Here is a 12,491-nt window from a genome sequence, read left to right as displayed (position 1 = left end):
ATTTTTATTATCTATTAACCTGAACTTACATACAACGAACACGGATTATCACGAATAATCTTTTTCATTATTTGATAAAGCGCTTCCATATCATGATTTATAAAAAGACTTGTAAGATTTTTAGCGCTAGTTTTTGTTTTTTTAACAATTTCTAATTCATTTAATACTTTTTGATTAATAATTTCATTATCTTTCAAAGCAAAATTAATACTACCATCCTCAATATAAAAATCAATAATATTTTTTAATCGCCCTAAGCAAGCAATAATATCTTGCCCAATTCGTAATAACTGATAATGTTTCTTATAACTATTAGCCTGTTCACAAACTTGATTAGCAATTTCCTTTTCTGTTGTACTACTAAAAATATCATTTAAAATTAAAAAATCTATTTTTCTTTTTTTTCGTAAAGCAATTAAAAATTCAAGCAAAATTTGTTGCTTTTTTTCACTTAATACTTTTCATAAATTACTATCAATTGAAGTTTGTTCATCAATACGATGACAATGATATACCGTATTAATTAATTTATATTTATAAAATCCCATTTCACAACTAACAACCTTATAATTTTCATTATGAAATTTATCTTTTAAAATATATTTATGAACTAAAATTCAATCACACTTTTTTAACTTTTTAATAATATTAAAAGTAAACTCATTTAAAGCAATAGTTAAATAAGATTCATCATTAATTTTATGTTCTGAAATATAAAGTCATTTAATTTTATGCAAAGTTTGTTTATCTATTGTTTTAACAAAAGGCTTAACAACTTGATCAATAGAAACATTGGTTTTAACTAAAATTAAAAAACTATCAATACTATTTTTATCCATTAGTTTGAGAAACCCCTCTTTATAAAAATTTCCCTTTTTCTTTAAACATCTTGTTTATAAAAATTAACTGCTGTTTTTAAAGCTAACATCATCATCTTATCAAATGATTGTTCGCGCTCTTCACTCGTAGTAGCCTCTTTTGTTACTAACGAATCAGATACAGTTAAAATACATCCTGCTTGCTTATTTAACACTTTTGCATTAGCAAATAACGCAAAAGTTTCCATTTCTACAGCAATAGTTTGTTTTTCACTTAAAAATCTTTTATATTCTTCAAAATTTTTACGATAAAAAACATCAGAACAATGTACCCTTCCAGATATGATGTTAATATTTTTATCACTTGCTGTTTTTTTAATTAATTCATAAATATTAGGATTGGCTTCAATAATATCACCATTTGTTGCACCAACAATTTTAGCATAATTATTTTCACCATACACCGAACTTACATTAATAGCATCATACAGTTTTAACTTTTCGTCATATGCACCTGCACTTCCAATTCTAATAATTACATCAACATCATAAAATTTAAATAATTCATATGAGTAAATGCCAATTGAAGGACAACCCATACCACTACCAGCAATAGTTATTCTTTTCCCTTGATATATTCCTGTATACATTAACATATTACGAACACTATTTACTAATTGCACATCTTGCAAATAATTTGTTGCAATATATTTTGCTCTAATTGGATCTCCGGGCATTAAAACTATTGGGGCAATGTCCTCTTTTTTAGCACTAATATGTGGTGTCATTCTTTTACTCCTCTTTATATTTTAATATCGTTATTATACCACTTTTTAATATTAATAATTACTTAGGTCGCGTTTAGTTTTCTTAGGTATTTTTTAAAAAAGAAAAAATAGTCATTTACTATAAATTATTTCAATATGCAAATTAAGTATATATTTCTTATGTATGATTTTTGTTGTAAAAAATTATTTTAATGTTGTTTTTATAAGCATTTTACTTAGTTTTTATAACCTTTTATTAAGAATATGTTTGTTAATATTAAATATTTTGTTTTATTAATTATTTTTCAAGTAAAAAGGTAATAAATTTTTAGTTGCTTTTCTTTCAAAATTATTCAAATCTTTACCCACCTAACAAAACTTTATGCGCCCGTTTAAGAAATGGTTTAACACAAACCCAATTGGCAAAAATGGTTGGGGTAAAACAGCCAACTATTAGTAGACTAGAGGCTGATGCTAGTCATATATCATGAGGTCTTATTTCTAAAGTTTTAATATATTTTAGTATTAAAAATGATGAAATTACTAGTCATTTAAAAATTAGTGAGGGTGATAATATGGAATCATTTGTTAAATTAATTTATCGCAATCCTAAATTAAGAACAATGATTAATTATGATCCAGTAAAAACTGCTAATGATTTAATTAAAATTGTTAATCGGGTTGATAGTTATGATTTAACTAATTTTATTTGAAATAATTAATAAGTTTTTTATTATTAAGTTGAATTAATTTTCAATAATTTAAATAAATCTTGCTAAATTTTTATAAAGAAAGTAAAATGAAAAAAGGAGTTTAAGATAAGAAATATAGAAATGAGAGGAAAAAACAAGTGATAAATAATTTAGGAAGGATTAAAGGACTGCGTTGATTATTGACAATGGTTTTGCCAGTTGTCTTTATTACTAGTTGTAGTAGTCGTTATAGTATGTCATCCTTTAAAATGATTGCTAATAATCCTTTAAAGGCTCAAGATGGTGGTTTTAATCAAGCGGCTTGAGAAGGAATGTTAAAAGTAGATTCTAATTTAAATGAAGCATTAGATGTCTTATACCCTGATACACAAGATGATCCTAATATGATTACGCCTGCAATTACAAAAACTATTGATGATGGTTATCTAGCTGTCGTGCTTCCGGGGTTTACATATGTTAAAACTGTTCTTCAACCTAATTTTTTTGATGTATACAATAACACATATTTTCTAACGGTTGATCTTACTGTTTATGAAATGATTAAATCATTAAATACTAAAGCGGTTGATAAATATTATGAAATTTCAGTTGATGAATCAAAACCAGGGTTTGCGGCGGCAATTGATGTAGCGGGACAAATTTTACAGCGGTTTAAAGTTGATAAAGATAATATGGGATTACCCGTTATTAAAAATGGTGATAATATTACTGTGAAAATGACTGGTATTGGAGGATTAAATATTCCAGCGATTAAAAACTATATGATTGGTTTTAATAAAGGTTTACGATGGTTTAGTGATAATATTTTGGCTAATGATATTGATGCTAAGGGTGACAAGTTACGATTTGAGTGATTTGCTGGAACTTTTAATGGTGGTTTTGGAACAAATGATGCGATTAAGGCTGCTCAAACTAATACTAATAATGCTATTAACAATAATGTTGGTGTTATTTTTAATATTTCTGTTCCTGAAGGAAATACAATTTTAAAACAAATAGCAGCGGCTAATGCTAATACTTGATTTGTTGGTGTTGATGTTGACCAAGCGAATGATAAGAATTTGGCAGGATATAAACATTTAATTAAGTCATCAGCTTTAAAAGATGTGTCTTTTGCTGTTAAAACTGTATTGGATGCGATTAATTATCGTATTAAAAATAATAATGCTATTGATGATAAAAATGAGTATTCCACTCCGGGAACTAAATCATTTATTTGAGAAGAAACTAAGCAGGTTTCTTTAGTACCAATGAATGGTAAAGATTTTGACAATTTTTATGGTGAAAGAGTTGGCAATGATAAATTAGTTGCTTTAAAAAAAGCATTGGCCATTAGTATTGAAGATTTAAGGAAATGTAATGGAACAAATATGCTAGGAGATATTGCTAATGAAAGTGTTTGTGAAGAAACAAAGTGATAAGGTAGGATATATTAAATGATGCATAGTGAAATAAAGAGCAAAAAAGCTGTGGAATTAATTAAAGTTTCAAAGATTTATTCTAATGCTATTGTTGCTAACAAAAATATCAATTTAGATCTTAAGTATGGTGAAATTCATGCGATTTTAGGTGAAAATGGTGCTGGTAAGTCTACTTTGATGAAAACACTTTTTGGGTTGCATCAACCAACTTCTGGAGTTATTAAAATTGATGGTGAAGTAATGCAAATTACTTCCCCTAATATTGCTACTGATTTAGGTATTGGGATGGTACATCAACATTTTCAATTAATTAATAATTTTTCGGTTTTAGATAATATTATTCTTGGTTATGAGTTAAAAGATAAAGCAAAAATTAATCAATTAAATTATTTCTTTTCCATTTATATAAGTTATATTGATAAAATTGAATTAGCAAAAATTGCAAAAATTAAAGGTGATTTTTTTAATTATAAGAAACATAAATGTGAAGCAAAAATTTTCCATAAAGCTAAAAAAATAGATTTTAAAGTTGCAAAAAAAATAAAAAAAATTAATGATTGACATCATAAAGAACAAAATAAGAAACTTAATGCTCAGCAAGTTAAAGATTTAGAACATAAATATCAAGAACTTCTTGAAAAATTTAATTTATTTAATAAAACGATGGCTTATAAATTAGAAAAATTGGAATATAAATTAACTGATATTATTATTGCTTTAAAAAATAAATATAATAATCGTGTTGAAAATAATGCTGATACAGAAACAATTATCTGTAGTAAAATTAATCAACTTAAAAAAAGAATGAATTTTTATCGTAGCTTTTTACATCGGATGAAAAGAAAATGACAAACAAGATTTTGATTAAATTCTCGTGAAGCTAATAAAAGAATTGAACAAATTTGTGAGAAAATGAATTTTAAAATTAATTTAAAAGAAAAAGTTAATAATATTTCTATTTATGACCAACAAAAAGTAGAAATTTTAAAAGTGTTATATCGTGATGCCAAAATATTAATTTTAGATGAACCGACAGCAGTTTTAACACCTCAGGAAATAGATGATTTGATGAAAATGCTTTTAGAATTTAAATCGCAAGGTAAAGCGATTCTTATTATTACTCATAAATTAAATGAAATTAAAGCAATTGCTGATCGTTGTACAATAATTAGACAAGGTGAGTATATTGATACGGTTAATGTTAAAAAAACATCAGTTGATAAATTAGCTGAGAAAATGGTCGGAAGAAAAATAAGTTTTTCTTTAAAGAAAAAACCTCTTAAATTAGGCGAAAAGTTATTAGTTCTTAAAAATATTAATACTTTAAGTAAAGCTAAGGTTAATATATTAAAAAATTTTAGTTTAACAATTAATCGTGGTGAAATTTTGGGTATTGCTGGGATTGAAGGCAATGGTCAAGAAGATATTGTTAATATTATTTGTCGTCATTTAAATCCGGTTAGTGGTGAAGTAATGTTATTTGATGAATTAGATGTTGTTAATAAGGTTACTAATAAGTTAAAACAAATTAAAGAAAAAGAAGCAATATTAAAAGATAGTAATATTAAAGTTGGTCAGAAAATACCATGAGAGTATAATTTATTACGATTAGATACTAAAGATACATATAATTTAGGAATTCATCATATTCCTGCTGATCGTCAAAAGCAAGGTTTAGTTTTAGATATGAGTTTATGAGAAAATATTTCGTTGCGTGATCAATTTAATCGTAAATATACTAATTATGGATTATTAAATCTTGCTAAAATTAAAGAGAAAACGCAAGAAATAATTAATAACTTTGATGTTCGTGGCGCTAAAAGTGTTCAAAATACGGCTAAAAAGTTATCTGGTGGTAATCAACAAAAAGTAATTATTGGGCGAGAACTATCAGAAAGTCCGAAGTTAATTATTGCTGAACAACCAACACGAGGATTAGATGTGGGTGCTATTGAATATATTTATGAATCGTTATTAAAACAAAGAGATCAAGGTAATGCTGTGCTTTTAATTTCATATGAATTAGATGAAGTAATAAATTTATCTGATCGGATTATTACTATTAATAATGGTAAAAATATGGGTGAAGTTAAAGCGAATAATGTTACTAAAGAGAAATTAGGTTTAATGATGGCGGGGGTGAATTTTAAAGATGAGTAAATATAAAAAAATATTTTTTCCCATATTATCAATTGTAGTAGCTTTTATTATTGGATTATTTCTTTTATTAATTAGTAATGATCCATTAGCAAAATATAAAATTGGTGATTTACTATGAGGTAATTTTCGTAGTAAAAATGCATTTTTAGATTTTTTAGGATATTTTTCTGTTTATGGCTTAGTAGGAATTGCTGTTGCAATTGGATTTAGAGGTGGAATATTTAATATTGGTGTTTCAGGACAAATGATGTTTGCTGGGGTGATGTCTTATATTGCTTTGAGTTGAGGGAATGCTGATGCTTTAAATCCTTTCTTTGTCTTTATAATTTGTATATTATCAGCAATGGCACTAGGATTACTTACGGCAGTATTAAAAGTTTATGCTAATATTCATGAAGTTGTTGCAACGATAATGCTAAATTGAGCGGCCTTATATTTTTATCAATTTGTTTTAGAAAGTGGGCCTGCTCTTGAAACTAATGGTGCATCAATTGGTTTTCCTAATCATTTATTAATAAATTTAAATTTAAAGGAAATTGTTACTTCGCCTTTTAATATAGGGATTTTTATTACAATAATTTTAATTGCTGGTTTTTGATTTATTTTTAAATTTACTAGTTTAGGATATAAAATTAAAATTAGTGGTAGTAATCCTTTGGCTACAAAGTATGCTGGCGTTAAATATAATAAAATTGTAATTTATACAATGTTAATTTCTTCGTGTGTTGCTGGAATTGCTGGTTTTGTTTATTATTATGGGATGGTACGGTTTTTACCGGTACAATCTATTCCATTAAATATTGGTTTTGATGGTATTACTGTGGCATTATTAGCAAATAATAGTTTTATTGGTATTATTTTCTCAGCATTATTTGTTAGTGCTGTGTATGCTCAAAAAGTTGTTATGTCAGGTAATAAAGAAATTGTTGAGACGATTATTGCTATTGCCTTATTATCAATTGCTTTAGGAACATATTTTTTAGTTAAACCAAAATCAAAAATAACAAAGTGATATTTACAATTAATGGCTACAAGACAACTGAGATTGCCGTATAGTTATCATGGAATTAATAGGTGGTATTTAAAGTTTTTACGATTTAAAGATTTTATTCAACTTAAAATTTATTATCTTTTAAATAAAATTGATATTTATTATGAATATTTTGAAGCTCATACTAGAAATTGATTAAAACTTATTTTTATGAGAAATCATGCATTATATTTATCGCAAAAGTTATTAATTAATGTTAATAAAGAAATGAATATTATTGAATATTGAAAAGAATATGAAGAAATATCAGAACAAAAAATTAATTTTGCAAAGCAATTTTTTAAAGAAGACAAAATAAAAATTAAAAAGTTGAATAGTAAAGAAAATAAAATTATCGGTTTAACAAAAAAAATTATTTTAATTAAACAAAAACTAATTTTAAAATTGCATAATAATAATATGACATTAGTAATTGATGAATATGAAAACAGTTATGAAGCAAAAGAAAAAAAGATCTTAGACTTAAATAAAATAATTAATGATTCTAATCTTTCATTGTTTCAAAGATGATATTATAAATTACAATTGCAAAAACTGACAAAATCACAATTAAGAAATGCATCGCAATTTATTAGTAAGAAGACTTTAATTGAAGAAATAACGAAGGAGGTAAAGAAAGATGCTTAATTCAGTTTTTGGAACTTCTTTAATAAGTGGACTACCTTTAATTAGTATTTTTATGATTACTGCTATTGCTGCTTTAATTTCTGAGCGAGCAGGTGTAATTAATATTGGTTTGGAAGGACAGATGGTATTTGCTGGTTTTGGTTATTCATTAGTTACTTATCGTCATTATGATGTTAATAATTTAAATAATCATCATTTAGCAGTAATAGCAATTATTGTTGGCATTCTTTTTGGAATGATAATATCGTTGCTTCATTCACTAATGGTATTAAAATTTAAAATTAATCATATTATTTCTGGGACAGTTGTTAATGTTGCTGGCTCTGCCATTGCCGCGATGGGAGCAACATTATTAAATAATCGTGCTAATATTTCAAGTAATATTCAATATATTCCTTGAAAAATAGATAGTTTAATTTTTTATCCGTTTATTATTTTAATTATTGTAATTGCTATTATTTGTTTATTAGTTTTTAGTAAGTTTGGGTTGCGTTTAAAATCAGTTGGCGAAAATCCTTGAGCTAGTGAATCTGTTGGGATTAATGTTATTCGTTATAAATTTGTTGCGATTACAATTTCGGGAGCTTTAGCTGGATTAAGTGGTTCATTATATGTGATAACCCAAAATATTTTTATGCCAATAGCAGGGGGCTATGGTTTTATTGCTATTGCGATTATGATTCTGGCCCGCTGAAATGGATGGTTTATTATATTAAGTTCATTTATTTTAGGATATGTAATTCAGTTAACATATGAGGCTGCTGCTGTTCCTGATATTACTAAACATATTAATCCCCAATTGTTAAAATCATTAATTTACTTGTCACCATTAGTATCATTATTAATTTTTCGGTTTATTTATAATAAAAAAATTACGGGTGCACCAAGTGCTTTGGGAATAAATTATTCAGTGGATAGTTGTTAGGGTCTTGGGCGCATAAAGTTTTGTTAGGTGGGTAAAGATTTGAATAATTTTGAAAGAAAAGCAACTAAAAATTTATTACCTTTTTACTTGAAAAATAATTAATAAAACAAAATATTTAATATTAACAAACATATTCTTAATAAAAGGTTATAAAAACTAAGTAAAATGCTTATAAAAACAACATTAAAATAATTTTTTACAACAAAAATCATACATAAGAAATATATACTTAATTTGCATATTGAAATAATTTATAGTAAATGACTATTTTTTCTTTTTTAAAAAATACCTAAGAAAACTAAACGCGACCCAATAAAACATTTTAGTTTGAAAAAAATATTTTTATGTTATAATTAAACTAGTTAAGAAATAAGATAGTATATATTGTATTAGTATTTATAACCCCTAAAAATTTTAATCGTATTGAGTTAATCTCATTAATGACCTTGTATTAATTAGGTTATTTTTTTATGTTATAATTACTTTGTACTTTTGTATTAATTATAAGAACGACTTTGGAGGTGTAATAGATGAAAAACACACTTATAAAAGGTCAAAAAGTTTTAATTCATGCTTATAAACATAATGGTGAAATATATCGTTCTTGGGATCACGCTATTGTTTTAGAAGAAACTAAAAATTATTTAATTTTAGTAAATGAAGCTGTTATTGTTACTGAAGTTAATGGGCGTAAGTGGAAAACTCATGAACCAGCTATTTGGTTTTTTTCTAAGAACAGATGATATAATATTATTTCAATGTTAAAAGATAATGGGATTCATTATTATTGTAATATTGCTAGTCCTTTTACTTATGATGGTAAGGCAATAAAGTTTATTGATTATGATATTGATATTAAAGTATTTCCTGATGGATATACAAAAATATTAGATTTAAAAGAGTTTAGTCGTAACAAGATAAATTGAAATTATCCTGAAAATTTGCAAAATATTATTTGGAATGAAATTGAAAGATTAAAAGTCCAAATTAAAGATAAAGATGATTTATTTCATGAAAAAATAGTATTAAATCATTGAAACAATTATCAAATTAATTTTAAATAATTATTAAACTTAATTTTTTGTAGCAGCTAATAATCTAGCTGTTTTTTTTGATTTTTTAAAATATGTCAAGGGTATATGCAATAAAAGAATAGATTTTCATATTTAGAAAGTTATGACATTATAATGTTGCTTAAAAGAAGGGAGATAATAATAAATTAATGGAAACTTTAATTAAAAAAATGCGTTTAAGAAGGTCGCGTTTAGTTTTCTTAGGTATTTTTTAAAAAAGAAAAAATAGTCATTTACTATAAATTATTTCAATATGCAAATTAAGTATATATTTCTTATGTATGATTTTTGTTGTAAAAAATTATTTTAATGTTGTTTTTATAAGCATTTTACTTAGTTTTTATAACCTTTTATTAAGAATATGTTTGTTAATATTAAATATTTTGTTTTATTAATTATTTTTCAAGTAAAAAGGTAATAAATTTTTAGTTGCTTTTCTTTCAAAATTATTCAAATCTTTACCCACCTAACAAAACTTTATGCGCCCAGAATTTCGATGTTCATCAGTTATAAAGTTAGCATCTCTAGAAATTCCCAAATTAAGATGATAATAAGTAGCAATTGCTCCTAATTTATTAGGAACTTTAAACCGAAAAATACCTTTATCAGAAAAATATTCTCTTTCATTTTCATTTATAAGCAAACCATTTTTATCAGATTTAAAATTTAATTTAAATTTATCCTTTTGTTTTTCATTAAAATCTTTTTTCATAAATTCTCATGTAGTTTGCTCAGTATCAATAAAGTCATCTTCTTTATTAACAGTTGGTGGTTCAATCGCCATTAAACTACCTGACAATCCATTAACACCTTGCAATAATTTGAACTCATTATCTTTTAATCACTTTTGTTCCAAAGAAAAATTATCATCAATTGCTGGTTCATAAATAACTATTCCTTGCATTTCATTAGGATTTTGCTCATCTTTTTTAGCTCATAAATCCATATTTAATTTAGGGGCTTTCTTAATAATCATAATATTTTCCGTATATGTAACATTTTGTAAGTTACCCTTAGCATCTTTAAGACCACCTTTAGATATCTCTACCTTATAAATATTTAATTCTTCTTTAATTTCATTATTATTTGTAAAATTATCAAAATTTAATTTTAATGTTTTATCAGGATTATCATCATTATTTTTCGGATCAAGACGACCATCTTTTAGGACATAATTAAATATTCTATCACTAACCCCAACTGCATTACCATTCACATACAAGGCTTCTGTTTCTTGTTCATTAGCAAGAAATTTTATATACACATCGTCCCCATAAACCTTATACTTTGTGTTGCCAACCCAATAGTCTATTGGTTTACTTGTCGATTCAAGTGATAACCGGTCTTGCATATTTTTTTGATAATAATCTGCATCTAATTTGTATTTAATTTGAAATGTTTTTTTAGACATATACTTTTCAGCATAACACTCTGAATTTGAAAAGCAAAATTTATTTAATAACCGTAATTCAAAATAAACATCAACAGTATCATTGGTACTACTTGAATTAGAAGGAATAAAATTAAACGATTTAGTTAAATTTGATGGGATGACTTTATTTTGATACAAATTATTAATTGCTGTTACGATTTTTTGTTCATTTGCTTTTAACGAATAATTAGTAGTGCTAATTTCTAAGATATTATTAACATTTTTAATGTTAGCTTCTAATTGTTCATAACTATTTCATAATTTATATTCAAAATAAAAATTAATTTTTTTATTAACAGTATAACCATCTAATGAATCCTGAAAAATTAATTCCACATATTTTTCATTAAATCTAGATGTTACTAGTTTTTTATATTTATCTTTACCAATTTCTTGCTCAATATATTGCAAAGTTCGTTTTTGATTACTTTCATTATTACCAGATAAAGGATCAGGAGTAATAATAGTTTTTAATGGCTTATTATGTAGTGCGTTAGAAACATGATTCCAATGCTTTTCTAATTCATTACTAACACTAAATTTTATTTTTAATTCTACGCCTCCTAGTTTATTTCATTTATATCAAGTTCCTCAATTAGGTCAAAAATGTTGCTTTTTATTGTTTATTGAAATATAAAAATAAAATTTATTAGCAAGAAAATAAAACTCAGTATCAACACCAAAATAAACAGTTACTGGCCGATTACTGTTAGAATAGTTAATTGCTTTATTAATATCATCAACTAAATATTTCTCTAACTCAAATTTATGATTTCATCAACCATAACCATCACTTATTTGAGCAGAAAACATTAATTCAGCTTTATTAATAAAATTATAACGATTAATAATTGGCATAAAGTTTGCTGATAATCCCCGATGTCACCCAGTTGGACTATAATTATGCTCAACTATTAACGAATCTAACTTATCAGTTTCAAACATAGTATTGCCACTTAATGGGGACATTAAATTTTGATATAAAATAACCCCAAGCAAAAATTTATTCAAAGTTATCTCTCCTTTTATAAAAATATATAAGGGTACTATTTTCAAGCACCCTTATCAAATATCATTACTAATTTATTTAGACTTTTGTTTCCTTAACTTCAACTTCTAGTAAAGGTTTTTGCGTACCATTCACTGTTGGTTGTGTTTCTTCTTCACTGCTTAGTGATATACTGTCATATGATGGTATACTCACCCCCACCTCACTACTATCCGATGAAGTTTCTGTTTTCGCAATTATTTCATAATAATTTTTCAAGTGTTGTGGTTTTAAATCATAAAATCTAATTCAATATGAATTATCCTTTAATTCAAATTCACCTACTGGGCGCATAAAGTTTTGTTAGGTGGGTAAAGATTTGAATAATTTTGAAAGAAAAGCAACTAAAAATTTATTACCTTTTTACTTGAAAAATAATTAATAAAACAAAATATTTAATATTAACAAACATATTCTTAATAAAAGGTTATAAAAACTAAGTAAAATGCTTATAAA

Annotated in this window: 10 protein-coding genes and 1 pseudogene; 7 read left to right on the top strand and 4 right to left on the bottom strand. The window is 25.3% G+C overall.

Going from position 1 to position 12,491, the window contains the following annotated elements:
• Nucleotides 1-14: 14 nt before the first annotated feature.
• Both AAHF53_RS01205 and deoD read right to left on the bottom strand, forming a co-directional pair.
• Nucleotides 15-839: a hypothetical protein gene (locus AAHF53_RS01205; RefSeq protein WP_338968843.1), complete on the bottom strand. Its 825-nt coding sequence runs from the start codon at nucleotides 837-839 to the stop codon at nucleotides 15-17.
• A gap of 41 nt (nucleotides 840-880) precedes the next feature.
• Complete coding sequence (gene deoD, locus AAHF53_RS01200) at nucleotides 881-1,606, bottom strand: purine-nucleoside phosphorylase (protein WP_342189955.1); 726 nt, start codon at nucleotides 1,604-1,606, stop codon at nucleotides 881-883.
• A 311-nt stretch (nucleotides 1,607-1,917) separates the two neighbouring features.
• Here deoD and AAHF53_RS01195 point away from each other — a divergent pair, with 311 nt between their 5' ends.
• The 7 genes and pseudogenes from AAHF53_RS01195 (at nucleotide 1,918) to AAHF53_RS01170 (ending at nucleotide 9,546) form a co-directional block, all read left to right on the top strand.
• Nucleotides 1,918-2,307 (top strand): helix-turn-helix transcriptional regulator, encoded by a 390-nt coding sequence (locus AAHF53_RS01195; RefSeq protein WP_342189954.1) that lies wholly within the window; start codon nucleotides 1,918-1,920, stop codon nucleotides 2,305-2,307.
• A gap of 128 nt (nucleotides 2,308-2,435) precedes the next feature.
• Nucleotides 2,436-3,719 carry a hypothetical protein gene (locus AAHF53_RS01190; RefSeq protein ID WP_342189953.1) on the top strand — a complete coding sequence of 428 codons (1,284 nt, stop codon included), beginning with the start codon at nucleotides 2,436-2,438 and terminating at the stop codon, nucleotides 3,717-3,719.
• Nucleotides 3,720-3,737: 18 nt separating this feature from the next.
• A pseudogene (locus AAHF53_RS05645) lies at nucleotides 3,738-4,097 on the top strand (ATP-binding cassette domain-containing protein); the annotation flags it as partial.
• Nucleotides 4,098-4,382: 285 nt separating this feature from the next.
• On the top strand, nucleotides 4,383-5,879 hold the full coding sequence (locus AAHF53_RS01185) for an ABC transporter ATP-binding protein (RefSeq protein WP_425289524.1): 1,497 nt from the start codon (nucleotides 4,383-4,385) through the stop codon (nucleotides 5,877-5,879).
• On the top strand, nucleotides 5,872-7,557 hold the full coding sequence (locus AAHF53_RS01180; RefSeq protein WP_342189951.1) for an ABC transporter permease: 1,686 nt from the start codon (nucleotides 5,872-5,874) through the stop codon (nucleotides 7,555-7,557). Before AAHF53_RS01185 ends, AAHF53_RS01180 begins: the two co-directional genes overlap by 8 nt.
• A complete protein-coding gene (locus AAHF53_RS01175; protein ID WP_342189950.1) occupies nucleotides 7,550-8,482 on the top strand; it encodes an ABC transporter permease in 933 nt (310 codons plus the stop codon). The genes AAHF53_RS01180 and AAHF53_RS01175 overlap by 8 nt, the downstream gene beginning before the upstream one ends.
• A gap of 530 nt (nucleotides 8,483-9,012) precedes the next feature.
• Complete coding sequence (locus AAHF53_RS01170; protein WP_338966767.1) at nucleotides 9,013-9,546, top strand: DUF402 domain-containing protein; 534 nt, start codon at nucleotides 9,013-9,015, stop codon at nucleotides 9,544-9,546.
• Nucleotides 9,547-10,021: 475 nt separating this feature from the next.
• Here the strand turns inward: AAHF53_RS01170 and AAHF53_RS01165 are convergent, their stop codons facing one another.
• The gene (locus AAHF53_RS01165; protein WP_342189949.1) at nucleotides 10,022-11,998 is read right to left on the bottom strand and encodes a hypothetical protein; all 1,977 of its coding nucleotides are present in this window, start codon (nucleotides 11,996-11,998) and stop codon (nucleotides 10,022-10,024) included.
• A gap of 76 nt (nucleotides 11,999-12,074) precedes the next feature.
• On the bottom strand, nucleotides 12,075-12,329 hold the full coding sequence (locus AAHF53_RS01160; protein ID WP_342189948.1) for a hypothetical protein: 255 nt from the start codon (nucleotides 12,327-12,329) through the stop codon (nucleotides 12,075-12,077).
• Nucleotides 12,330-12,491 lie beyond the last annotated feature (162 nt).

This window comes from Spiroplasma endosymbiont of Dilophus febrilis, assembly GCF_964030685.1.
GTDB lineage: Bacteria > Bacillota_I > Bacilli_A > Mycoplasmatales > Nriv7 > Nriv7.
This window is presented reverse-complemented; position numbering and strand designations above follow the sequence as displayed.